Origin of the sequence: Rhodoferax bucti (assembly GCF_005876985.1) — a bacterium.
Taxonomy (GTDB): Bacteria; Pseudomonadota; Gammaproteobacteria; order Burkholderiales; family Burkholderiaceae_C; genus Allorhodoferax; species Allorhodoferax bucti.
Genome location: NZ_VAHD01000002.1, coordinates 693,263 through 718,350, shown reverse-complemented (window position 1 = coordinate 718,350; position 25,088 = coordinate 693,263). Strand labels below are relative to the sequence as shown.

Genomic DNA, 25,088 nt, shown 5'->3' with positions numbered 1-25,088 from the left:
ACAATGAAGCCATGGAAAACACGCAAAACCTCAACGAAAGCCGCATTGCCAACGCCTGGGCAGACCTGCAAAACCACTCCGACCAAGGCGGCGCCCTGGACCAGGACGCCTACCGCCTGGCCTTTGCCGATCCCGAATTTTTGCTGCGCCGCGAGACCCGCGGCATCCGTATCCAGCTGGAAATGCTCAAGCCCGACATCGACCAGGCGGAGCAAGGCGTCGACAACACCGTGGTCGTGTTCGGCAGCGCCCGCTTTCCGTCGCCCGAAAGTGCCAAAGCCTCTTTGGAAGCCGCCGAAAAAAGTGGCGATGCCCAGCAACTGGCTTTGGCACAACGGCACATGCGCAACGCCAAACACTACGACAACGCCCGCTTGTTTGCCCGCCTGGTGGCTGGCCACAGCGCCCGCAAGCCCAAAGAGGAGCGTCTGTTCATTTGCACCGGTGGCGGCCCCGGCATCATGGAAGCGGCCAACCGTGGCGCGCATGAAATGGGCGCCCTCACCCCCGGCCTCAACATCACCCTGCCGCATGAGCAGCGGGCCAACCCTTACGTGACGCCGTCCTTGAGCTTCAAGTTCCACTACTTCGCGACCCGCAAAATGCATTTCATGATGCGGGCCAAGGCACTGGTGGCGTTTCCCGGAGGTTTTGGCACGCTGGATGAGCTGTTTGAAGTGATCACCCTGGTGCAAACCAAGAAGGCCAAGCCGGTGCCCATCATCCTCTTCGGCACCGACTACTGGAAGCGCCTGATCAACATGGATGTGCTGGTCGAAGAAGGTGCCATCTCGCCCGAAGACCTGAACCTGCTGCACTACACCGACGACCCGCAGGACGCCTGGGACACCATCCGTAACTTCTACGGACTGGCACTCTGAGACCCCTCACGCAGCCCCCAGGCTGCGTGTGAACCTAGCCCCACCAGGGCGCCCACCGTCCAGAACACCACCGACACACCCACCACCACACCCGCCGTGCCGAACAACATGGGCATGAGCACGCTGGAGAGGTTGAGCGTCATCAAGCGCAAGGCAATCGCTTGGCCATGCAAATGGTGCGGCGTGATCTGGTGCAAGGTGCTCATGATCATGGGCTGCACCGTGCCCAAGGTCAGCCCCAGCAGCACCGAACACGCGCCCATGGCCCAGGCGCTGGGCATGAAGGGATAGGCAGCAAACAACACTGCCGTGACCACCATGGCAGTGGTGACCACTGCCCACTCCCGCAAATGGGCCGCCAGCAAGGGCAAAAACACCCGCACCACCGCAGCCGCCACTGCAAACGCGCCCAGGATGGTGCCGATGACCGAGGCGCTGTACCCGCGCTCGTGGCCCAGCACCGGCACCACAAAAGTGTGCACATCCCAGCAGCTCGACAACAACCAGTTCACCAACAGCAGCCGGCGCATCTGCGGCTCCCGCAACAAGGGCCAAGCGCTGGGTGGGCCGCCTTCCGCGTGCACTACCGGAGGCAGCTCGCGCGTGGAGCGTACACATAGCCAGGCCAATGAAGGCAAGAGCGCGGTGAATGCAAACGCGGCCACAAAGCCGTTATGGTCTGCCGCGCGCCCGCCCAACCACACCCCCGCGTGGTCAATCAGCAAGCCGGCACACACCGGCCCGAGAAAGTTGGACACTGCCGGCCCGCTGGACAACCAGCTGAACACCCGGCGCAAATCGGTGGCATCGGCAGCCGCGCGCCCCACGTGGCGCTGCAAGGCAATGGCGGCAGAACCGGTGGCGCCGCCCATCATCAGCGCCGCGAAACACAGCACCCCGAATTGGGGAAACGCAGCGGCTGCAGCCGCTCCCACCATCGACACACCCACCGCCCAGAACACGGGCTTGCGCAGGCCGTGCCGGTCGGCATACCGGCCGGCAGGCAAGGCCAAAAACACCTGCGACAACGAAAACAAGGCCAGCAAAAACCCGACGGCCAACGGCCCATAGCCCTGCTGCAAGGCCCACAAGGGCGCCGCCAAGCGCATGCCGGCCATGCTGGCGTGCAGGCACACATGGCCGCTGATCAGCCTGAGCAGTGCCAATAAGCTTTGGGGCTCTACAGGCGCATCGTGGCCCGGTGCGCCCGGGTTGCTAGGGCTGTGACTCATAGACTGGCGCCGTCGGCATCCCGGTCCCCATCACGGTCAGCATCGCGGTCTATGGGTAACAAAGCCTGCGCCTGGGTATCCGGCAAGGCTTCCACTTTTTTGAGCGCCCGCCCCATGGCGCGGCTGCGCACTTCGGCGCTGTCCAGGGTTTTGAGCACGGTCTCGGTTTGCGACTTGACCTTGGCCAGCACATCACCGAACTTGCTGAACTCAGTTTTGACAGCACCCAGCACCTGCCACACCTCGCTGGAGCGTTTTTCCAAGGCCAGGGTGCGAAAGCCCATCTGCAATGAGCTGAGCATGGCCAACAAGGTGGTGGGCCCCGCCAGGGTGATGCGGTGTTCGCGCTGCAAAGCCTCCATCAGCCCGGGGCGGCGCAGCACCTCGGCATACAAGCCTTCAGTGGGCAGGAAAAGAATGGCGAAGTCGGTGGTGTACGGGGGTTCCACATACTTCTCGGAAATCGACTTGGCCTCCAGCCGGATGCGCATTTCCAGCGCCTTGCCGGCGGCCTCGGCAGCGGCGGCGTCCGCCCTGCCCTGCGCATCGAGCAGGCGCTCGTAGTCTTCGTTGGGAAACTTGGCGTCAATCGGCAGCCACAAGGGCTCGCCGTTATCCGACTTGCCGGGCAGCTTGATGGCGAAGTCCACCACGTTTTTGCTGCCGGGGCGGGTGGCCACCTGCGTGGCGTACTGGTCGGGCACAAACACCTGCTCCAAGAGGGATGCCAGCTGCGCTTCGCCGAACATGCCACGGGTTTTGACGTTGGTGAGCAAGTGCTTCAAGTCGCCCACGCCCTGGGCAAGCGACTGCATTTCGCCCAAGCCTTTGTGCACCTGCTCCAGCCGCTCAGCCACCTGCTTGAAGCTCTCGCCCAAACGGGCTTGCAAGGTGGTCTGCAACTTCTCGTCTACCGTGGCGCGCATCTCGTCAAGCTTGGCCGAGTTGGTGGTCTGCAACTGGGCCAATTGGGCCTCGAGTGTCTGGCGTACTTCTGCCATGCGACGGTCGTTGGATTCGCTCAGCGCGCTAAGCTGGTTCGCCAGGGTGTCGGACAGGGTCTTTTGCAAAAGCGCGAGTTGCTGGCCGAAGGCATCGATCTGGGTGTTCTGGGTGCGGGTGGCTTCGGCAGTTTGCTGCACCAGGCTTTGCTGGAAGGTGGCCAGGTTTTGTGCCAGCTCCTGCCGGCCACTGCGGGCGCTCTCTTGCACCTCGCGACGCAGCTCGCGCTCCACACGTTCGCTGCTGCTTTGCAGGCGGGCCAGCAGCTCCTGGCGCGGGGCCTCCTGTTGCGCCAACTCTTGGGCACGGGCCTGCGAGTCGTCGGGATTGCGGCTACGCAAAAGCAACACGAGCAAAACCAGTTGCACCAGCCCCAGAGCCACGCCCGCCACCACCATCCATTCCGTCATAGTGTCCTTTTAGTTATGCATCATTTGAGCCGCTAGCGCTCGTTCCATATGCGCCAGCAGCTATCAAAACAATAGCAATTGATTGCTCGCGCCACACAACTGCGCTTGCGGCCCGCGGCCTTACCCGCCCGCAAACGCCGGCGCATGCCTTCTAGCGCCGTACGCTCACCGGCGTATTCACAGGGGTGAGCACCTCGCCAGTCGCGAAAAAGCGCAGCAGGTTGTCGGCCGCTAGTTGGGCCATGGCCCGGCGCGTGGCCAGGGTCGCACTGGCGATATGCGGGGTCAGCACCACGTTGGGCACGGTGAGCAGGTCCGGGTGCACTTGGGGCTCGCCTTCAAATACGTCCAGCCCTGCGGCGGCAATCTGCCCGCTGCGCAAAGCGTGGGCCAGCGCAGCATCGTCCACAATGCCGCCGCGCGCAATGTTGGTCAGCGTGGCCGTGGGCTTCATCTGCGCCAACTCTGGCGCGCCGATGGTGTGGTGCGATTCAGCAGAGTACGGCACCACCAGCACCAGATGGTCGGTCTGTGCGAGCAGCGTGGCTTTGTCAACATACTGCGCGCCGCAAGCCGCTTCCAGCCCCGCATCCAGACGGCTGCGGTTGTGATAGATCACCTTCATGCCGAAGCCGTGGAAGCCGCGCCGCGCAATGCCCTGCCCAATGCGGCCCATGCCCAGAATGCCGAGTGTGGCGCCATGGATGTCGCTGCCGCAAAACATGTCGTAGCTCCAGCGCTTCCACAAACCGGCACGCAAAAAGTGCTCGCTCTCGGCCATGCGGCGGGCGGCGGCCATCATCAGCGCGAAGCCGAAGTCGGCGGTGGTCTCGGTGAGCACATCCGGGGCATTGGTGCCCTGCACGCCACTGGCCGTCATGGCCTGCACATCGAAGTTGTTAAAGCCCACGGCCATATTGGCGCAGATTTTGAGTTGCGGGCAGGCCTGCAGCAGCTCGGCGCTGATGCGTTCGCCACCGGTGGTGAGCACGCCGTCTTTGCCTTGCAGGCGGGCGGTCAACTCTTGGGCCGACCAAACGGCGTCCGCCTGGTTGTGTTCGACCTCGAACACCGACTCCAACTGGGCGAGCACTTCCGGGAAGATGGCCCGGCTAACGAGGACGCGGGGTTTGGGATTGCGTGTAGTCATACAGAAACAGACAAGTTGGGGGCCGACGGTGCATCCACCGGGCTCGGGATTTCAAACACCTGGCGCAAGTAGGCCAGGTATTTCTCGTCATCGCACATGTTCTTGGAGGGTGTGTCGGAGAGCTTGGCCACCGGCTGGCCGTTGCAACGCACCATCTTGATGACGATTTGCAGCGGCGTGTAGCCGAGATCATTGGTCAGATTAGTGCCGATGCCAAAGGCCAGCTGGCAGCGCCCGCGGAACTGCTGGTACAGCTCAATGGTGCGCGGGATGGTCAAGCCATCGCTGAAGATCAGCGTCTTGGTGCGCGGGTTCACCCGGTTATGCAGGTAATGCTCGATCATGCGCTCGCCCCAGGTGAAGGGGTCACCGCTGTCGTGGCGCGCGCCATCGAACAGCTTGCAAAAAAACATGTCGAAGTCGCGCAAAAATGCGTTCATGCCATACACATCGCTGAGCGCAATGCCAAGGTCACCACGATATTCGCGGGCCCAGGACTCGAAGGCGAATATCTGACTGTCCCGCAGGCGCGGGCCCAGGGCCTGCGAGGCTTGCAGGTATTCATGCGCCATGGTGCCCAAGGGCGTGAGGCCCAGCTTCATGGCGAGCAACACATTGCTGGTGCCGGCCAACTGCCCCGGCCGGCCGGCTGCGTTGCCGGGGCTTTGCAAGGTGCCGAGCTTGGCACTGAGCACGCGCAGCACTTCGTCATGCCAGGCACGGGAGAAGCGGCGGCGGGTGCCGTAGTCGGCAATCTTCAGGTCTTCCAACCCTTCTGCACGCAACTGCTCGATCTTGGTTTCAAGGCGCTTGCGCCCTTCTACAAAATCCGGCACGCGTTGGGTGTTGCGGAAGTACACCTCGTTCACGATGGCCAGCACCGGAATTTCAAACAAGATGGTGTGCAGCCAAGGGCCGACGATGCTGATCTCCAGCTCACCGTTGGCCTGCGGTGTCACCGTGATGTACTTTTCGTTCAGGCGGAACAGCCCCAAAAAGTCCACAAAGTCGCTCTTGATGAAGCGCATGGACCGCAGGTAGGCCAGCTCGCTCTCCGAGAACTGCAAGCTGCACAGCGAGCGGATTTCCTCGCGGATTTCAGCCGCATGGGCTGCCAGATCCACGCCCGGGTTACGGCACTTGAAGCGGTACTCCACCTGCGCCCCGGGAAACTGATGCAGCACCACCTGCATCATGGTGAATTTGTAGAGGTCGGTGTCCAGCAGGCTGGTGATGATCATGCCGCGCTCACTCCAACCAGCGGGTGAAATCGGCCACCGGCACGCGCGGGGTGTGGAAGGTGTTGACCGGCGCTTCCGGGTCGGCATAACCGAGCGACATGCCGCAAACCAGCATTTCGCCCTCGCCTGCACCGATGTGCGGAAGGATGATGCTGGAAAAGCCATTCCACGCCGCCTGCGGGCAGGTGTGCAGCCCGCGCCCCCGCGCCGCCACCATGATGTTTTGCAAAAAGGCTCCGTAGTCCACCAGCGAACCACGGCCCATCACCTTGTCCACGGTAAACATCAGGCCGACGGGCGCATCGAAGAAGCGGAAGTTGCGCTGGTGCTGGGCGTGCATTTTGTCTTTGTCGGCCTTGCCGATGCCCAACAAGCCATAGAGACCCCAGCCGTTTTCACGGCGACGGTCGATATAAGGGCTGACCCACTGGGCGGGGTAGTAGTCGTATTCCTCCTTGTACTGCGCAGCCAGCTCAGGGTTGGCACGGATGGCATCGTGCGCGGCACAGGTTTTGTCGACCAGCGCATCGCGGCTCGCACCTTGCAGCACATAGACCTTCCAGGGTTGGCAGTTGGTGCCGGATGGCGCACGGCTGGCGACCTCCAGAATGGCTTCAATGTCTGCCCTAGCAACCGCTTGGGGCAAAAATGCACGGGCGGACATGCGGGAGCGGATGGCGTCATCGACGATGGCTGCGGTCATAGCAAGGTCTCCAGTAGTTGTCTCAAAGCATCAGGAAGCGGCACAGGCTTGCGGGTGAGCCTGTCTACGTACACATGAATGAAATGCCCTTTGGCGGCGGTCGTCTCGCCTTGGCCGAAGATGCCGATCTCGTAGCGCACGCTGGAAGTACCGAGCTTGGCCACACGGATACCGGCTTGCACCGTCTCGGGAAAAGCCACCGACGCAAAGTAGTTGCATTGGGTTTCGACCACCAGGCCAATCGTGGCACCGGCATGGATATCCAACACGCCCTGCTCCATCAGGTAGGCATTCACCGCCGTGTCAAACCAGCTGTAGTACACGACGTTGTTCACATGCCCGTAGACATCGTTGTCGGACCAGCGGGTGGGAATGGGGCGCAGCACCCGGTAGGCACTTCGCGGCTCGGCGTAGGGTTTGGGCAATGCGGGTGGCTGCATGCAGACCATTTTGCCAGCGGTGCGGATACCTTCGCCCCGGCACCGGCAATGCCGGCGACACCGACATTCAGCGTGCGGTGACGCGCGTATGACAAAACCCCGCACCCGGCCGGTTTTAGGCATATTTCACCAAATTGTTGCACCGCAACAAAAAGTGCTTGCATTGATGGAACGACTGCCTATAATTCGATCCATGCTGCACTGCAACATAAAGTCCCCGGGGGACACGGTTACGGAGCAGATGGTGATTTTTTACCTTAACTTTTGGAGATATCTCTATGCTGACCGTTGAACAAGTTATCGCTTCCCACAAAGCCAACCTCGAAACCCTGTTCGGCCTGACCAACAAGGCTTTCGAAGGCGTTGAAAAAATTGTGGAACTGAACCTGACTGCTTCCAAAGCTGCGTTGTCTGAAGCCGCCAGCCACACACAAACTCTGTTGAGCGTGAAAGACGCCCAAGAGCTGTTGGCTCTGCAATCCGGCCTGCTGCAGCCTTTGGCTGAAAAGACCGCTGCTTACAGCCGTCACCTGTACGACATCGCTACTTCCACCAGCGCTGAATTCACCAAGAATGCTGAAGCCCAAGCTGCTGACGCACAAAAGAAATTCGCTGGCCTGGTTGACAGCGCTGCCAAGAACGCACCCGCAGGTTCCGAGTCTGTGGTTGCAATCCTGAAGAGCTCCGTGTCTGCTGCCAACAATGCACTGGAATCCGTGCAAAAGGCTGTGAAGCAAGCTACTGAAGTGGCCGAAGCTAACTTCAACGCTGTGGCCGCCACAGCAACCAACGCCACCAAGGCCGCTACTTCTGCTGCCAAAAAGCGCTAATTGGACGGTGGACATTAAAACAATTTAGGTTTTTTTGTCCTACCCTCTAGCAACCAAGGGAAAACCCTGAGATAATTTAGTCATCAGAAACATTCCCTTGTTTCTACCGGTTGTCTCCTCGGGTCCTTTCGAAACCTCAAGGTTCAGGGATCCCTTCAAGGCCTCGTTGCAAAACGGGGCCTTTTTTTTGCCCCTACTTTGAGCTGATTGACAGACGAAAAAAATGCGGCCGAAGCCGCTTCTCTGCCAGGTCACGGGCCGGTCAATTCACCGGAACCAGAAACTCCCGGCTGATGTGGATGCCCAGGTCGTTCACCCGGTCCAGGAACTGGGTCAAGTAGGCATGCAGACCGGTCGCCAGAATTTCGTCGATACGACCATATTGCAGCTCCGAGCGCAGCTTGCCGGCACGGCGCAGGGTTTCACTCTCGGGGTTGCTGGCCACCAAAGCCAGATTACTGACCACTTCATTCAAGCTGGCATGCAAAGAGCGCGGCATGTCAGACTTGAGGATCAGCAGCTCCGCCACGCGCTCGGGTTTGATGACGTCGCGGTACACCTTGCGGTAAATCTCAAACGCCGACACGCTGCGCAAGATGGCGCTCCAGTGGTAGAAGTCGTACTCTTGGTCCTTCTCGCTCGCGACGCCAAAAAAGTCGCTCTGCACAGCATGGAACTTCACATCCACCAAACGTGCGGTGTTGTCGGCCCGCTCCAGGAAAGTGCCCAAGCGCATGAAGTGCAAGGACTCGTCCATCAGCATGGTGCCCACCGTCACCCCACGGGAGAGGTGGGAGCGGAACTTTACCCACTCAAAAAACTGCGAAGGATCTTTTTCAAAGTCTCCGCTCTTGATCATGCGTTTGACTTCGAGCCAGGTGGTGTTTTGCGTTTCCCAGACCTCGGTAGTCAAGGCACCGCGCACCGCGCGGGCGTTCTCGCGGGCGGCGCTCAGGCAGGACATGATGGAAGACGGATTGCTCTCGTCCTTGACCATGAAGTCCATCACTTCGCGGGCCTGAATTTCGCCATGCCGCTCTTTGTAGGAGTACAGCAATTCACTGATGGACAGCAGGCCTTGCCAGCCCATCTGGGCCACGGCATGGGATTGGGGGAGCAGCGATGTCTGGTAGTTCACATCCAGCATGCGCGCAGTGTTTTCGGCCCGCTCGGTGTAGCGGGACATCCAGAAAAGGTGGTCAGCGGTGCGTGACAACATAAAAGGTTTCCTCGTCCTTAAGCTGACTGTGTTTGCGACTGGGTGGCGGCTGTTGCAGCGGGAGCCGCAGGCACGTCTTCTTCCAGAATCCAGGTGTCTTTGGTGCCGCCGCCCTGGCTGCTGTTGACAACCAGCGAGCCTTCTTTCAAGGCGACTCGGGTCAGGCCACCCGGCACCATTTGCACGGTCTTGCCCGAGAGCACATAGGGGCGCAGGTCGATGTGGCGCGGTGCGATGCCGCTCTCCACAAAGGTGGGGCAGCTGGACAAACTCAGGGTGGGCTGAGCGATATAGCCGGCGGGGTTGGCCAGCACTGCTTTGCGGAAGTCTTCAATCTCGGCCTTGGTGGCAGCAGGCCCCACCAGCATGCCGTAGCCACCGGCACCGTGCACCTCTTTCACGACCAAGTCCTTCAAGTTGGCCAGCGTGTAGGCCAGGTCATCCTTGTTGCGGCACATGTAGGTGGGCACGTTGTTAAGGATGGGCTTCTCACCGAGGTAGAACTCGATCATCTTGGGCACGTAGGGGTAGATGGACTTGTCGTCCGCAATGCCGGTACCTACGGCGTTGCAGATGGTCACATTGCCCGCGCGGTAGGCGTTGATGAGGCCGGCGCAACCCAAGGTTGACGTAGGGCGGAAGACGGTAGGGTCCAAAAAGTCATCATCCACGCGGCGGTAGATCACATCCACACGGCGCGGGCCGCGGGTGGTGCGCATGTAGACAAAGTTGTCTTTGACAAACAAGTCCTGCCCCTCGACCAGCTCCACCCCCATCTGCTGGGCTAGGAAGGCATGCTCAAAGTAAGCACTGTTGTACATGCCGGGCGTGAGCACCACCACGGTGGGCTCGGCGGTAGTGGCCGGGCTGCTCTGGCGCAGGGTCTCCAACAGCAAGTCGGGGTAATGGGCCACAGGCGCCACGCGGTGCGCGCTGAACAGATCAGGGAACAACCGCATCATCATCTTGCGGTCTTCCAGCATGTAGCTCACGCCGCTGGGTACGCGCAGGTTGTCTTCGAGCACGTAGTACTCGCCGTTGCCCTTGGCATCCGGCGCCCGCACGATGTCGATGCCGGAGATGTGCGAATAAATCTGGTGCGGCACATCGACCCCCACCATCTCGGGGCGGAACTGGGCGTTGCCCTCAATCTGGTCGCGCGGCACGACGCCGGCTTTCAGAATTTCCTGGTCGTGGTAAATGTCGTGGATGAAGCGGTTGAGCGCATTCACGCGCTGCACCAGGCCTTTTTCCATGCTGGACCATTCGTGGGCCGGGATGATGCGGGGGATCAGGTCAAACGGGATCAGGCGCTCGGTACCGGAGCCGTCCTCGTCCTTTTCGCCGTACACGGCGAAGGTGATGCCCACGCGGCGGAAGATCATTTCCGCCTCCTCACGGCGTTTGGCCATCATGTCGCCGGGCTGGCGCGCAAGCCATTCGTCGTAAATCTTGTAGTGGTCTCTTATCTGGCTGCCCTTGCTGAAAAATTCATAAGGGAGCTGGGTGTACATCTCGTCGAATTTCTGCATGTAAAAGACCTCTCTGAATACCTCTTATGCAAACTTCGGGCCACAGCACCGATGCACCACTATGGCACATCGTGGCGCCAATAATGCCGCTCGTCTTCCCGCATACACGCCACATTTTGGGGCTCTGCAGAGCGCCAGCGCGCTGCACCACAACGGGGCGATGGCACCAGATGGATGCGTAAATCCTGGTAGCGCTCCAGCACCGCAGCGGCCGGATGACCATAGCGGTTGCGGTAGCCCGCCTGCACCAACGCGTGCTGCGCTTGCACCGCCTGCAAGAACTCGGGCGTGCTGGATGTTTTACTGCCGTGGTGCGGCACCAGCAACACGTCGGCGCGCAGCTTGGCGGCAGTCGCCGGATCGGCCAGCATCTGCCGCTCCTGGGCCGCTTCGATGTCGCCCGCCAGCAATACAGTCTGGCGGCCATTGCTGATGCGCAGCACGCAGGACAAGGCGTTGGGCTTGGGTGCCGGCTGCCCCTCGTAAGCGCCGGCCTGCGGCTGCAGCACCTCGAACTCCACCCCATCCCACGCCCAGTGTTGACCGGCCTCGCAGCGCTCGGAATGGCGGAGTTGCTGCAAGGCATGCTGCGGCTCCAGAGAGCTCAGCAACGCCGCTTGCGGCTGCTGCATGAGCACCGCTGCGGCGCCGCCCACATGGTCCATATCCCGGTGGCTGAGCACCACGGTGTCCAGCCGCACATCCAGTGCTTTGAGCAAAGGCAGCATTACGCGGTTGCCGGCATCGCTCTCCAAGCTGTAGCGCGGGCCGGTGTCAAACAGCAAGGCGTGGTGCGCGGTTTGCACCAGCACCGCATTGCCTTGGCCGATGTCGGCGGCCAGTAACTCAAACTCCCCTGGTGCCGGCAATGCGGGGCGCCACAGCACGGCGAGCCATAGCAGGGGCACACCCGCACTCCGCACCGCCCACGGCATGGGCAGCACCAGCAACACGCCGCCCAGCACCCCGGCCATGCCCATTGCCAGCGGCGGCACGGGCGCACTCCAACTGCTCCAGGGCCAGGCGGCCAACACATCCAGCCCCGCATACAACAAAGCCACCGCGCCGCTGGCCGCCGTCCACAACTCGGGCCACACCACGCCCGCCATGGCCAAGGGGGTGAGGACCAGCGTGACCCACGGAATGGCCAATGCATTGGCCACCAGCCCAATGAGCGACACCTGCCCGAACAGCAACAGCCCCAGCGGTGCCAGCGCCAGCGTGACCACCCACTGCTCGCGTAGCAGATGCACCACCGTCAGCACGCCCCAGCGGCAGACACGGCGAACTTGAGAGTCTTTTGCCGCGCTAGCGCGCGCAGCATCTGCGGGAGCAGCTCTCAAATCCATAGCAATGCTGGTCGCAAATAGCACCCCCACCGCCACAAAACTGAGCCAGAAGCCCGCCTGCAGCATCGCCCACGGGTCCCACAGCAAGACCACCACGGCGGTGAGCAACCACACCCAGGGCCACGGCCAGCGCGCGCCCGACAAGCGCAGCACCGCCACAGTCGCCAGCATCACGCACGTGCGCTGCGCCGGCACGCCCCAGCCGGAAAACAAGGCATAGGCCCACGCCAGCGCCACACCACACATCAACGCCGCCTGCGGCGCCGGCCACCAACCGCACAAGCGGGCTGAGCCACGCCACAGCCACCCCACCACGCCCACCGCCAGCCAGGCAAACATAGTGATATGGGTACCAGAAATACTCACAAGATGGCTCACCCCTGTGGCGCGGAACACATCCCAGTCGTTGCGGTCGATAGCGCGCTGGTCGCCCACCACCAGCGCGGCCAGCAGGCCGGCGGAGCGGGCATCGGCCACATGCGCCTGGATGCGCTCACGCACCCACTGACGGGCCAGGGCCACGGGCGCCGCCCAGGTTTGCCCCAGCATCTGCGGTGGCGGTGCGCTGGCGGTAGCGCGCACATAGCCGGTGGCCTGCACGCCTTGCTCCCACAGGTACAGCTCGTAGTCAAAACCATGCGGATTCACACTGCCGTGCGGCGCTTTCAGGCGCAGTGACAGACGCCAGCGCTGGCCGGCGCGCAGGTCCGGCGGCGGGCGTTGCAGCTCCGGCACTTGCGCTTGGGCGTTGTAGGCGCTGGTGTACCAGCCCACATCCAGCAGCGCGGGCACCTGCACCGCTTGCCCATCCAGCTCCGCGGCCTCCGTCGCCAAGCGCAGGCGCAAACCGGCCTCCGTGACTTGGGGCATATCGACCACCACGCCGGTAACCAGCACGTCGCGCCCCTCCAGGGCCGGGTTCAGTGCCTGGCTCACAAACAGCAAGGCCCGCAAGCCGGTCAGGCCCCATGCGAATGCCGCAGCGGCCAGCAGCACGGTGACCTGGCTTCCTGCATCTGCTCTCTTTTTGATAGCTACTAGCGCATACAGAACGAGCGCTAGCAGCACAAATAATGCATAAATTCCTGCTGAAAGCAAGCCCGCCTGCTGTAGCTGCAAGGCCATGCCCAGCAGCAGCCCGCCGCCCAACGCCAGGCCGGTGCGGGGCCAGATGGCAATGCGGGAGGCAGTGGCGTGCATGGTGGCATGCTAGCGTGGTCACTAGGGGGCGATGGCGCGGCCATGGCGCGGACCTTGCTTGAAGTGCTTGTCAAACCCGATTGTTAGTATGGGGGTTGCGCGGCCCGGGCCGCGCGGCTTTCCTGTGAGACTTACCGAGACCGGCCCATGTCCATTCACGCAGCGCTGAACCACGTTACCCACTATTCGTACGACCGCCTGGTCAACCTCGGCCCCCAAGTTATCCGCCTGCGCCCGGCGCCACACTGCCGCAGCAAAATCATTTCGTACTCGCTCAAAGTCGAGCCCAGCACCCACTTTGTGAACTGGCAGCAAGATCCGTTTGCCAACTACCAGGCCCGCCTGGTGTTCCCCGAAAAAACCAAGGAGTTCAAAGTCACGGTCGACCTGGTGGTCGAAATGGCGGTGTACAACCCCTTTGACTTCTTCCTGGAGCCTGCGGCCGAGAACTTCCCCTTCAAGTACGACAAGCTGCTGGGCCAGGAGCTGGCTCCCTACCTGGTGGCCGAGCCGCTGACCCCGGCGTTCGAAAAATTCCTGAAGGCTATCGACCTCAAGGAACGCCGCACCATCGACTTTCTGGTCTACATCAACCAGCTCGTACATAACGCCGTCAGCTACACCATCCGCATGGAGCCCGGTGTGCAAACGCCGGAAGAAACCCTGACGCTGGCCAGCGGGTCGTGCCGCGACTCCGGCTGGCTGCTGGTGCAACTGCTGCGCCACTGCGGGCTGGCAGCGCGCTTTGTCTCGGGCTACCTGATTCAGCTGGCCCCGGACGTCAAATCCCTGGACGGCCCCAGCGGCACCGAAGTCGACTTCACCGATCTGCACGCCTGGTGCGAGGTCTACCTGCCCGGCGCAGGCTGGATCGGGCTGGACGCCACCAGCGGCTTGCTGGCCGGCGAAGGCCACATCCCGCTGGCCTGCACCCCGCAACCCAGCGGTGCAGCCCCGATTGAAGGTGGCGTGGACAAGTGCGAGGTGGAGTTCGCCCACCACATGCAGGTTACCCGTCTGTACGAATCCCCCCGCGTTACCAAGCCCTACACACCCGAGCAATGGGCCGAGGTCATGACCCTGGGCGACGCGGTAGACGCAGAACTCGTGGCCGGCGATGTGCGCCTGACCATGGGTGGCGAGCCCACCTTTGTGGCGGTGAACGACCGGGACGCGCCCGAGTGGAACACCGACGCCCTGGGCCCCACCAAGCGCGGCTTCGCCACCGAACTGGTGCACAAGCTGCGCGACGAATACGGCCAGGGCGGCTTTCTGCACTTCGGCCAGGGCAAGTGGTACCCCGGCGAGCAGCTGCCACGCTGGGCCCTCAACATTTACTGGCGTGCCGACAAACAAAAGGTGTGGAACAACCCCGCCCTGTTCACCGACGAGCGCAAGCCCACTCACTACACCGCCGAAGACGCGGGCACCTTCATCCGCACCCTGGCCAGCCGGTTGGGGCTGACCGACCAATACGTGCAAGCCGGCTATGAAGACACTTGGTATTACCTGTGGCGCGAGCGCCGCCTGCCGGTGAATGTGGACCCCTTCAACAGCAAGCTCGACGACGAGATGGAGCGCGCACGCCTGCGCCGTGTGTTCGAGCAGAAGCTGGACTCAGTGGTGGGCTATGTGCTGCCGCTCAAGGTGGGCGATGGCCCGCGCCTGACCGGACCGAGCTGGACCACCGGCCCCTGGTTCTTCCGCGATGAGCGCATGTACCTCATGCCCGGCGACTCGCCCATGGGCCTGCGCCTGCCGCTGGATTCCCTGCCCTGGGTCAGCCAAGGCGACTACCCCTATTTGGTGGAACGCGACCCGACCGTAGACCGCGGCGCGCTGCCCCCACACGCAGCCTTTGCACAGCGCTACGCACCCAACGCAACCACGGTCGCGGGAACCGCCAATGCAGGCGCCACTGGGACAGCAATTACAGGGTCAGTGGCCGCCAATGGCATGCCCTACCTGGCCGGCAACCTCGCCGTGCCGGAAGCCGGCCGCAAGATGCAAACCGCCAAGGGCACCGGCGACACCAGCATTGCCACCAACGCCCAGAGCGCCAAGCAGCCTGAGCCTGCGATGTACGCGCAGGCTCCGAACCGCTTTGAGTCCGCCCACTGGATCACCCGCACCGCCCTGTGCGTGGAAGTGCGCGACCCCCGCCGCGCCAGCGGCCCCAAAGCCGAGGCCGTGGGCTCCAAATCGGGCGTGATGTACATCTTCATGCCGCCGCTGGAGCGCCTGGAAGACTACCTGGACCTGCTGGCCGCCATCGAGGCCACGGCCACCGAGCTCAAGATGCAAGTGGTGCTGGAAGGCTACCCGCCCCCCCGCGACCCCCGCCTGAAGCTCCTGCAAGTCACCCCCGACCCCGGCGTGATCGAGGTGAACGTGCACCCGGTTACTAACTGGCGTGAGCTGGTCACCAACACCGAGTTTTTGTACAACGCGGCCTTTGAGTCTCGCCTGAGTGCCGAGAAGTTCATGACCGATGGCCGCCACACCGGCACCGGCGGCGGCAACCACTTTGTGATGGGCGGCGCCACGCCCGCAGACAGCCCGTTTTTGCGCAAGCCGGAGCTACTGGCCAGCCTGCTGCTGTATTGGCACAACCACCCATCTTTAAGCTACCTGTTCAGCGGCATGTTTGTCGGCCCCACCAGCCAGGCCCCGCGCGTGGACGAAGCCCGCAACGACCAGCTTTATGAGTTGGAAATTGCCATCGAGCAGATCTACAAAAACCGCGAGTTGTATGGCCAGAGCATGCCGCCCTGGTTGGTGGACCGCACGCTGCGCAACATCCTGATCGACGTCACCGGCAACACCCACCGCAGCGAGTTCTCCATCGACAAGATGTACTCGCCGGATTCCAGCACAGGCCGCTTGGGCCTGCTGGAATTGCGCGCCTTCGAGATGCCGCCCCACCCCCATATGAGCAGCGTGCAGCAACTCTTGCTGCGCGCACTCGTGGCCCGCTTCTGGAAAACGCCGTACAAGGCACCGGTCACCCGCTGGGGCACCGAGCTGCACGACCGCTACATGCTGCCCACTTTCATCAAAATGGACTTTGATGACGTGATCGCCGACATGAACGCGGCCGGCTACGCGTTTGATACCAGCTGGTTCGCCCCGCACTACGAGTTCCGCTTCCCGCTGGTAGGCTCGGTCAAGAGCATGGGCGTCGAGCTGACACTGCGCAACGCGCTGGAGCCCTGGCATGTGATGGGCGAAGAAAGCGCTGCTGGCGGCACCGCCCGCTATGTGGACTCCAGCCTGGAGCGCCTGGAAGTGCGTGTCACCGGGCTGAATGAGAGCCGATACGTGGTCACCTGCAACGGCGAAGCCTTGCCCATGACCAGCACCGGCACCGTGGGTGAATTTGTAGCCGCTGTGCGCTACAAAGCCTGGAACCCGCCGAGCAGCCTGCACCCCACCATCGGCGTGCATGCCCCGCTGACCTTCGACATTGTGGACACCTGGATGAAGCGCTCGCTGGGCGGTTGCCAGTACTTTGTGGCCCACCCCGGCGGGCGCAATTACGACACCTTCCCAGTGAACAGCTACGAGGCCGAGAGCCGCCGCTTGGCCCGCTTCGCCGCCATGGGCCACACACCGGGCATGCTGGTGGTGCCACCTGCCACCATCCATGTGCCTGGCAGCAAAGAGTTTCCATTCACCAAAGACATGCGCAGGAACTGATCTGCGATTTCCGTCTTTACGCCACCGGCCTCGGCTGCACTGGCCGGCCCTGCTGTTGTGCAGCGCGCTGGGCAGTGCCGTGTTTCTCAGCATCGGCGTGCCGGCAGGCATGCTGCTGGGCTGCATGCTGGCCGCCGTCGTGCTGGCCACGCAGGATATGGAGGTGCAAGTACCTGCCCCGTTGTTTGCCATTGGTCAGGCTGTCATTGCCTGCCTGATGGCGCGCAGCCTGCACTTCGAGGTGCTGCACCGTGTGGCCGGTGAATGGCCGCTGTTTCTGGGCATTGCATTCGCGGTGATGAGCGCCAGCGTGCTGCTGGGCTATTGGCTCATGCGCAGCGGCCTGCTGCCGGGCAGCACTGCCGTGTGGGGCCTGGCACCGGGTGCTGCCTCAGCTATGGTGCTGATGGCAGGCGACTTTGGTGCCGACACGCGGCTGGTGGCCTTCATGCAATACCTGCGGGTGGCCATCGTCACGGCGATTGCCTCGCTGGTGGCGCACTACGCCTCGGTGTCGGCTGCGCCGGCCGGCGTGGCGGCACTGAGCTGGGGTGCGCAATTCGGCCAGTGGCTCACCATCCACAACCCCACCCACGCCGGCATCAGTGTGGCTTTGGTGCTGGTAGCTGCTTGGCTGGGGCGGGTGCTAGGGTTCCCGGGGGCAGCGCTGCTCGTGCCCATGGCGTTGGGCCTGGTGCTGGACAACCTCAGCCCCTGGAAGCTGGAGCTACCCGGCCCGCTGCTGGCCTTGGCCTATGCCGTGTTGGGCTGGGGCATCGGCCTGCGCTTCAACCGCGCGATTTTGGAGCACGCCTGGCGGGTACTGCCGCGCGTGTTGCTGGCCATTGGCGCACTCATTGCGCTGGGCTTGCTGATTGCCACCGGCCTCATGGTGCTGGGTGGCGTGCCGCCCCTCACCGCCTACCTGGCCACCAGCCCGGGCGGCGCAGATTCGGTCGCGGTCATTGCGGTAAGTGCCGCCGTGGATGCCGGCTTTGTCATGGCCATGCAGATGGTGCGTTTTTTCATGGTGCTGTTGCTCGGGCCACGCCTCTCGCGCTGGCTGGTGCAACGCGTGGCCGGCCGCACACACCCTTAATTTTTCTTTTCACTTCACCCAGGATTCTCATGCCCTCCATCAACTTCATAGGCGGCGAAAAAGGCGGCGTCGGCAAATCAGTCGTCGCACGCCTGCTGGCCCAGCACTTCATCGACAAGGGCCGTGCTTTCACCGGCTTTGACACCGACCGCTCGCACACCTCGTTCACCCGCTTTTATGCCGACTACGCCGCCCCCGTGGTGGTGGACAGCTACGAAGGCCTGGACCTGATTGCCGCGCAATTTGAAGACATGCCTGCACATGGCGTGCAGCCCCACATCATCGTGGACCTCGCAGCCCAAACCGCTGCCCCCCTCGCCCGCTGGGTCAAAGACTCCGACCTGGTTTCACTCATGGCCAGCATGGGCATCACGGTTAACTTCTGGCATGTGGCCGATGCAGGCAAAGACTCGGTCGATCTGCTGGACCGCCTGGTCACCACATTTGGTGCCGGCCCCAACTACATCGTGGTGAAAAACCAGGGGCGTGGTAGCGACTTTTCGCAACTGGAAAACTCTGCCGCGCTCAAAAAAGCCGTGGCTTTGGGCGGGCACGTCATCAGCCTGCCGCAACTCCACGAAGCCAGCATGCGCAAGATCGACCGGCAGAACGCCAGTTTTTGGGCCGCCATCCACCGCAAGGAGGGCGACGATGCCCTCGGCATGCTCGAGCGCCAGCGCGTCAAAACCTGGTTGAAGAACTGCTACGCCAGTTTCGACGCCCTGCCACTGGGCTAACACCCCTGCCATGCCACACAACACTGGAGTGCATTAGCCGGGTATTGATACGGATCAAGTGAACCACCCGCGCTTTTCATAACAATGCAGGGCTGAACCGCTATCCTGCGGCCCAGCCCCCCAACAAGGAAACCAAGCCATGACACAACGTCGCGAATTCATGCTTCAAGTCGCGCTCGGCAGCACTGCGCTGCTGGCAAGCCAGGTACACGCAGCCGCCCCCATGGTGGACGAAAAAGACCCCCAAGCCACCGGCCTGGGCTACAAAGCCGACGCCACCAAGGTCGACAAAACCAAGTTCCCCAAATACGCCGCCGGCCAAGCCTGCGCCAACTGCGCCTTGTTCCAAGGTAAAGCCGCTGACGCAGCAGGCGCTTGCGCCCTGTTCGCCGGCAAGCAAGTCGCTGGCAAAGGCTGGTGCAGCGCCTACGCCAAGAAGGCCTAAACCTCACTGGCGCTCTGCGCAAAAAGCCGCTGTGACCTTCGGGTTGCAGCGGCTTTTTTTATAGGCCTCTCGGTTCTTGCGGTAACGGTAACCACGGCACACGCCTTGCTTGGGGCTTCCGATACCCGCCAATCCCCCCTAGACTGGCATACTCCGCCCAGTGACTACGCCGCCAAACCTTCACCCGGAACCGCCCTCCCCCGACGCCGATGCGCCCCCCCGCATCGCGCAGGCCTGCGCGGCAGCCACCGGACACTTTGACGAGCTGCGCGGCGCTATTAATTCAGGAGCTGCTGGCGCACGTTTGACGGGCGCTTGGGCCCAATTCTTTGCCCATATGGAAGCGGGCGATGCCGCAGGGCTCGACCAGCACTTTGCCAGCCTGCAGCGCCAGATACGCGACAACGGGGTCACCTACAACGTGTATGCCGATACCGAGGGCCCGCAGCGCCCTTGGTCCCTGGACCTGTTTCCCCTGATTGTGGATGTGCCGGACTGGCAGCACATCGAAGCCGGCGTGCAGCAGCGGGTGCGCCTGCTGGACGCCGTGATGGCCGATATTTATGGCCCCCAGCAGTTGCTGACCTCCGGCTTGTTACCCCCTGCGCTGGTGCACGGCCACCCCGGCTACCTGCGGCCCATGGCGGGCGTGCAACCCGCCGGCGGCGTGCATTTGCATGTGGCCGCTTTTGACCTGGCCCGCGGACCGGATGGCAACTGGTGGGTAGTGGGCCAACGTTGCCAGGCGCCCAGTGGCTTGGGCTACCTGCTGGAAAACCGGCTGGCGGTGTCGCGGCAGTTTCCGCAAGCCTTTCAAGCCCTCAAAGTGCAGCGCCTGGCCAGCACCTACCGGGCCCTGATGGACAGCCTCAAAACCGCCAGCCCCGCTGGCGCGCAGGCCCACATTGCCCTGCTCACCCCCGGCCCCTACAACGAAACCTATTTTGAGCACGCCTACCTGGCCCGCTACCTCGGCTTGACGCTGGTGGAAGGTAGCGACCTGCTGGTGCGCGACGAGCGCCTCTTCCTCAAAACCCTGCGCGGCCTGGTGCCGGTGCACGGCCTGCTCAAGCGGGTGGACGACCAGTACCTCGACCCGCTGGAGCTGCGGCCCGACTCCACGTTGGGCGTGCCCGGTCTGCTGCAAGCCATACGCGCGGGCAACGTGCTGGTGGCCAACACGCCGGGCTCGGCGTTTTTGGAGTCGCCCGCGCTGCTGGGCTTTTTGCCGGCCATTGCGCAATCGCTGCTGGGCGAGCCCTTGGCATTGCCCTCCCTGCCCACATGGTGGTGCGGCGAGCGCAGCGCCATGGAAGAGGCCCTGCCCCTGCTGGCCGAGCGCACCATCAAGCCCACCTACCCGGGCTCCAGCATCCACCCCAGCTTTGACGCCATGCTGGGCCACACCCTAAGCCAGAGCGCGCTGGACCGGCTGGCCGGCCGCATCGTGCGCCAAAGCGAAGAGCACACGGTGCAGGCCTACATTCCCCTCTCGCAAATGCCCACCTGGCACCGGCAGGCAGATGCGGCCGACGCGGCCATGGTGGCCCGTTCGGTCATGCTGCGGGTGTTTGCCGTGTCCGACGGGCGCAACGCCCAAGGCCAGCCTCAGTGGCGGGTACTGCCCGGCGGCCTGGCCCGCGTGGCGGGCGCCAGCGCTGACATTGCTGCCATGCAGCGCGGCGGCAGCAGTGCCGATGTCTGGGCGCTCACGCAGGGCGAGGTCGATACCACCAGCCTGCTGCCCACCACCCTGACCCCCGCCGTGCTAGCCCAGCGCAAACGCCTGGTCACCAGCCGGGCTGCCGAAAACCTGTACTGGCTGGGCCGCTACACCGAGCGGGCGGACAACACCATCCGCCTCGCGCGCCTGGCGCTGGAGTGCTTGGGAGGCGAAGACCAGTCCAGCCCCCCGCTGCTCGACTGGTTGAGCCAGCTGGCGCAACTCAACACCCTGGTGCTGCCGGGCGTGCCCTCGGCGGTGCAGGCGCGCCGGGTGTTTGAGCGCTCGCTGATTGCCAACCTCGCCTCGCCCGAGGGCGCTACCAGCGTGGGCTTCAACATGCGAGCCCTCAAAGGGGCCGCCGCCACGGTGCGCGAACGCCTGTCGCAAGAGCACTGGAACATCATCCTGCGCGCGGAAGAAGACATCTTCCAGCGCTGCGCGCAACTCACCGCCCAGGGCGACTACGCGCCGCAGCAGGCCCTGCGCATCCTCAAAGATGCGAGCGACCACCTGGCTGCCATCACCGGCGCCCAGACCGACCGCATGACCCGCGACGATGGCTGGCGCCTGCTGAGCATCGGCCGGCATGTGGAGCGCTTGAACTTTTTGGCCGCCGCGCTGGATTTGTCGTTCGACACAGGCGCGGTGGACACCGACGGCGGCTTTGAAGCCCTGCTGGGCTTGTTTGACAGCACCATCACCTTCCACGGCCAATACCAGCAAAGCCGCGATGTGGCCGCGCTGATTGACCTGCTGGTACTGGACCGCGACAACCCCCGCTCGCTGGCCTGGGTGGCCCACACCCTGCGCGGGCGGCTGGCAAAGCTGGCCCAAAGCCCCACCCAAGACGCATGCGCCATGAGCCAGTTGGTGCCCGCCCCCGATGACTGGGACTTGGCCGGCTTGTGCGACACCCCGTCGGACGGCCCGGTCATGCCCGCCTTGCGCGCCCTGCTGCAATTGATCAAGAGCGCGGCGTACACCGTGTCCGAGAGCATCAGCGCCACCTACTTCACCCACTCCGGCGAAACCAAGCAAAGCGTAGGCACCTGATGCTGCTGCAAGTCACCCACGAAACCCGGTACGACTACCAGCCGGCCGTTGAAACGGCCCAGCATGTGGCCTACCTGGAACCACGGCCCCACGCCGGCCAACGGGTGCTGAGCCACAGCCTGCTCATCAGCCCCCAGCCGGTGCAGCGCCGCGCCAGTGATGTGTATGGCAACCGCCGCTGCTTTTTCTCGTTGCAGGTGCCGCACAGCGTGCTGGAGGTGCGGGCACGCAGCCTGCTCTCCACTCAGGCCCACGCCCTGCCGGAGAGCGCCCAGCCCTGGGAGCAGCTGCGCGACAGCCTGCGCTACCAAGCCGGCGCGGCCTACCAGCCGGCCAACGAAATGGGGTTTGCCAGCCCCTTTGTACCGCGCCAGCTGGAGTTTGCCGGCTACGCACGCCCCAGCTTTGTGGCGGGGGCCGATGTGCTCACCGTGGCGCGCGACCTGATGGAGCGCATCCACACCGACTTCACCTACGAAACCCACAGCACCCAGATCAACACCCCGGCGCTACAAGCGCTGGAGCAGCGCAAGGGCGTGTGCCAGGACTTTGCCCACATCATGCTGGCCTGCTGGCGCAGCATGGGCCTGCCGGCGCGTTATGTGAGCGGCTACCTGCTGACCCAACCGCCCCCCGGCCAGACCAAGCTGATCGGCAGCGATGCCTCGCACGCCTGGGTCAGCGTGTATGTGCCCGACCTGCCCGAGGGCGCCCGCTGGGTGGACCTGGACCCGACCAACAACCGCTGGGGGTGGCATGCACCGGGCGTGGACTACGTGACCGTGGCCACCGGGCGGGATTTTGGCGATGTCTCCCCCTTGCGCGGAGTGATTCATGGCGGCTCGCGCCATACGCTGTCGGTGGGCGTGACGGTAGAGGAAATCCGTGACGACCTCGAGACCCCTGCGCCGCTGCCTACCGATAATCAAGCCCCCGCGCTGCCGGACATGCGCCAGACGCAAGGCCAAAGCCAAAGCCAAAGCCAAAGCCAGTCCAGCGGCAGTTTGCTACAAAATCCATAGCTGCTCGCGCAAGTGATACGAGCGCTAGAGCCTCTTTTTATTCATCAACTCACAGGAACAACACCATGAGCATTTACGACAAACTCGCCGAACTCCAGATCACCCTGCCCCCCGTGGCCGTGCCTGCTGCCGCCTACGTGCCGTTTGTGCAAACCGGCAACCTGGTGTTTTTGAGCGGCCACATTGCCAAGAAAGACGGCGCCGTCTGGGCCGGCCAACTGGGCAAAAACATCAGCACCGAAGAGGGCAAGGCGGCAGCCCGCGCTATCGCCATCGATCTGATGGGCACCCTGCACGCCGCCGTGGGCGACCTCAACAAGGTCAAGCGCATCGTCAAACTGATGTCGCTGGTCAACTCCACGGGGGATTTCACCGAGCAACACCTGGTCACCAACGGCGCCAGCGAGCTGTTTGGTCAGGTGTTCGGCCCCCAAGTGGGCGCGCATGCCCGCAGCGCCTTTGGCGTGGCCCAGATCCCCATGGGTGCGTGCGTAGAAATTGAGCTGATCGCCGAAATCGGCTGATCAGCGCAGCAACAGCGTCGCCTCGCCGCCCGCCAACTGGCGCGCGGAGGCGGCGTCCACCTTGAACACTGAGACCGCCTGCGCCAACTGCGCCGCCTGATCGCGCAGGCTCTCGGCGGCGGCGGCGCTCTCTTCCACCAGCGCCGCGTTCTGCTGGGTCATCTGGTCGAGGTTGCTGATGGCGTGGTTCACATCGGCAATGCCGCTGCTTTGCTCGCTGGAGGCTGCGGTGATTTCGTTGATCACATCCACCACCCGGCGCACGCTCTGCACGATCTCTTGCATGGTGGCGCCCGCGTTGGTCACCAGCTGAGTGCCGGACTCCACCTTGTCCACCGAGGTGCCGATGAGCGCCTTGATTTCCTTGGCTGCCTCGGCACTGCGGCCGGCGAGTGAGCGCACTTCCGATGCCACCACCGCAAAACCACGGCCTTGCTCGCCTGCGCGGGCGGCTTCCACGGCCGCGTTCAGCGCAAGGATGTTGGTCTGAAAGGCAATGCCGTCAATCACGCTGATGATGTCGGCAATCTTCTTGCTGCTGGCATCAATCTGCTGCATGGTGCTTACTACCTGCATCACCACCTCGCCGCCGCGCTGCGCCACTTGCGACGCACTGGCAGCCAAGGTGCCAGCTTGGCGAGCGTTGTCCGAGCTCAGGCGTACCGCGTGGGTCAGGCTGTCCATGCTGGAGGCCGTAGAGGCCAGGTTGCTCGATGTTTCTTCGGTGCGATGGGCGAGGTCGTTGTTGCCGGTGGCAATTTCGCTGCTGGCGGTGGCAATGCTGTCGGTGCTATGCCGCACCTGAGACACCATGACCGAGAGAGCCCGGTTCATGGCCGCGAGCGAGCGCATGAGGTCGCCAAACTCGTCGGAGCGGGATTCGTCCACCACCGTGGTCAGGTCACCCTCGGCAATGCGGGCGGCCAATTGGTTGGCCTGCACCAAGGGGCGTTTGATGGAGCGGATCAAAAAGGCTGCTCCCACCAAAATGCCGCAAATCACCAGCACCAAAGCGCTGGTGGACAGCAAAATCAGCTTGCGCCCTTCGGCTTCAAACTCCTCGCGCGCTTTTTCGCTAGCGGTGTCTTGCATGACAACAAACTCGTCATGCGCTTTTTGCAGCGCCACGACTGCAGGGCGGTATTGGGTTTCCACAAAGGCCGGCATCTCGCCAGGTTTGGTCACCTTGAGCAGCGCGGTCTGGCTGGTCAGGTCTTGCAGCGTTTTACGCAAGCCGGCAATCTTGGCGATTTGCTGGCGATCTTGCTCGGTGGGGTCGCCCGACTCGATCAGCTTTTGGAATTCGTCAATTTGGGTGTTGCTGGCGGCGATTTCGTCTTTGAAGGCTTTGGCCACGCCCGGATCAATCGACACCACCACCGCATAGGCGCGGGTGGCGTTGACATCTTCCAACGCAGCCCATTGGTTGGACTGCTTGATTTGCGTCACCAACTTGGCATTAAGCGCACCGTAAGCCTCGCGGGACTTGCGGGATTGCAGCGCCGTGAGCGCAATGATGAAACCCAACGACAACACCATCACCACCATGGCGGTCCACAACTTGGTGGCCAGCCGCATGCGGTTGAAATGCATT

19 protein-coding genes are annotated in these 25,088 nt (G+C 63.2%); 9 read left to right on the top strand and 10 right to left on the bottom strand.

Annotation, left to right across the window (positions count from 1 at the left end; translation table 11 throughout):
* Positions 1-11: 11 nt before the first annotated feature.
* On the top strand, positions 12-881 hold the full coding sequence (locus FDM28_RS09960; protein WP_138514991.1) for an LOG family protein: 870 nt from the start codon (positions 12-14) through the stop codon (positions 879-881).
* On the opposite strand, the gene FDM28_RS09955 is transcribed toward FDM28_RS09960, so the two are convergent.
* The 6 genes from FDM28_RS09955 to FDM28_RS09930 all read right to left on the bottom strand — a co-directional run bounded on the left by FDM28_RS09955 (position 863) and on the right by FDM28_RS09930 (position 7,059).
* Positions 863-2,113 (bottom strand): MFS transporter, encoded by a 1,251-nt coding sequence (locus FDM28_RS09955; RefSeq protein WP_138514990.1) that lies wholly within the window; start codon positions 2,111-2,113, stop codon positions 863-865. The genes FDM28_RS09960 and FDM28_RS09955 overlap by 19 nt on opposite strands.
* The gene (locus FDM28_RS09950; protein ID WP_138514989.1) at positions 2,110-3,525 is read right to left on the bottom strand and encodes a DNA recombination protein RmuC; all 1,416 of its coding nucleotides are present in this window, start codon (positions 3,523-3,525) and stop codon (positions 2,110-2,112) included. Before FDM28_RS09950 ends, FDM28_RS09955 begins: the two co-directional genes overlap by 4 nt.
* 151 nt (positions 3,526-3,676) lie before the next feature.
* The gene (locus tag FDM28_RS09945; RefSeq protein ID WP_138514988.1) at positions 3,677-4,675 is read right to left on the bottom strand and encodes a 2-hydroxyacid dehydrogenase; all 999 of its coding nucleotides are present in this window, start codon (positions 4,673-4,675) and stop codon (positions 3,677-3,679) included.
* Positions 4,672-5,916 carry a nicotinate phosphoribosyltransferase gene (pncB, locus tag FDM28_RS09940; RefSeq protein ID WP_138514987.1) on the bottom strand — a complete coding sequence of 415 codons (1,245 nt, stop codon included), beginning with the start codon at positions 5,914-5,916 and terminating at the stop codon, positions 4,672-4,674. Before pncB ends, FDM28_RS09945 begins: the two co-directional genes overlap by 4 nt.
* A 7-nt stretch (positions 5,917-5,923) precedes the next feature.
* Positions 5,924-6,619, bottom strand: coding sequence for a nitroreductase (locus FDM28_RS09935; RefSeq protein WP_138514986.1), 696 nt, complete (start codon positions 6,617-6,619; stop codon positions 5,924-5,926).
* Positions 6,616-7,059, bottom strand: coding sequence for an acyl-CoA thioesterase (locus FDM28_RS09930; RefSeq protein ID WP_240791964.1), 444 nt, complete (start codon positions 7,057-7,059; stop codon positions 6,616-6,618). The genes FDM28_RS09935 and FDM28_RS09930 overlap by 4 nt, the downstream gene beginning before the upstream one ends.
* A 278-nt stretch (positions 7,060-7,337) precedes the next feature.
* On the opposite strand from FDM28_RS09930, the gene FDM28_RS09925 reads away from it, so the two are divergent.
* Positions 7,338-7,889, top strand: coding sequence for a phasin family protein (locus tag FDM28_RS09925; protein WP_138514984.1), 552 nt, complete (start codon positions 7,338-7,340; stop codon positions 7,887-7,889).
* Between the two features lie 262 nt (positions 7,890-8,151).
* Here the strand turns inward: FDM28_RS09925 and FDM28_RS09920 are convergent, their stop codons facing one another.
* The 3 genes from FDM28_RS09920 to FDM28_RS09910 are packed head-to-tail and all read right to left on the bottom strand — an operon-like array spanning position 8,152 to position 13,189.
* Positions 8,152-9,108: an alpha-E domain-containing protein gene (locus FDM28_RS09920; protein ID WP_138514983.1), complete on the bottom strand. Its 957-nt coding sequence runs from the start codon at positions 9,106-9,108 to the stop codon at positions 8,152-8,154.
* A gap of 17 nt (positions 9,109-9,125) precedes the next feature.
* The gene (locus tag FDM28_RS09915; protein WP_138514982.1) at positions 9,126-10,640 is read right to left on the bottom strand and encodes a circularly permuted type 2 ATP-grasp protein; all 1,515 of its coding nucleotides are present in this window, start codon (positions 10,638-10,640) and stop codon (positions 9,126-9,128) included.
* A gap of 59 nt (positions 10,641-10,699) precedes the next feature.
* Positions 10,700-13,189 (bottom strand): DNA internalization-related competence protein ComEC/Rec2, encoded by a 2,490-nt coding sequence (locus FDM28_RS09910; RefSeq protein ID WP_138514981.1) that lies wholly within the window; start codon positions 13,187-13,189, stop codon positions 10,700-10,702.
* A 147-nt stretch (positions 13,190-13,336) separates the two neighbouring features.
* On the opposite strand from FDM28_RS09910, the gene FDM28_RS09905 reads away from it, so the two are divergent.
* From FDM28_RS09905 to FDM28_RS09875, 7 genes are all read left to right on the top strand, one after another.
* Complete coding sequence (locus FDM28_RS09905; protein WP_138514980.1) at positions 13,337-16,888, top strand: transglutaminase family protein; 3,552 nt, start codon at positions 13,337-13,339, stop codon at positions 16,886-16,888.
* A gap of 1 nt (position 16,889) precedes the next feature.
* A complete protein-coding gene (locus tag FDM28_RS09900; protein ID WP_420853016.1) occupies positions 16,890-17,987 on the top strand; it encodes an AbrB family transcriptional regulator in 1,098 nt (365 codons plus the stop codon).
* 29 nt (positions 17,988-18,016) lie between these two features.
* Positions 18,017-18,724, top strand: a complete 708-nt coding sequence (locus tag FDM28_RS09895) for a P-loop NTPase family protein (protein ID WP_138514978.1) — start codon at positions 18,017-18,019, stop codon at positions 18,722-18,724.
* A 139-nt stretch (positions 18,725-18,863) separates the two neighbouring features.
* A complete protein-coding gene (locus tag FDM28_RS09890) occupies positions 18,864-19,169 on the top strand; it encodes a high-potential iron-sulfur protein (RefSeq protein ID WP_138514977.1) in 306 nt (101 codons plus the stop codon).
* A gap of 160 nt (positions 19,170-19,329) precedes the next feature.
* Positions 19,330-21,948, top strand: coding sequence for a circularly permuted type 2 ATP-grasp protein (locus FDM28_RS09885; protein ID WP_240791963.1), 2,619 nt, complete (start codon positions 19,330-19,332; stop codon positions 21,946-21,948).
* On the top strand, positions 21,948-22,970 hold the full coding sequence (locus tag FDM28_RS09880; protein WP_138514976.1) for a transglutaminase family protein: 1,023 nt from the start codon (positions 21,948-21,950) through the stop codon (positions 22,968-22,970). The genes FDM28_RS09885 and FDM28_RS09880 overlap by 1 nt, the downstream gene beginning before the upstream one ends.
* A gap of 65 nt (positions 22,971-23,035) precedes the next feature.
* On the top strand, positions 23,036-23,494 hold the full coding sequence (locus tag FDM28_RS09875; RefSeq protein WP_138514975.1) for a RidA family protein: 459 nt from the start codon (positions 23,036-23,038) through the stop codon (positions 23,492-23,494).
* On the opposite strand, the gene FDM28_RS18125 is transcribed toward FDM28_RS09875, so the two are convergent.
* The gene (locus FDM28_RS18125; protein ID WP_138514974.1) at positions 23,495-25,087 is read right to left on the bottom strand and encodes a methyl-accepting chemotaxis protein; all 1,593 of its coding nucleotides are present in this window, start codon (positions 25,085-25,087) and stop codon (positions 23,495-23,497) included.
* Position 25,088 lies beyond the last annotated feature (1 nt).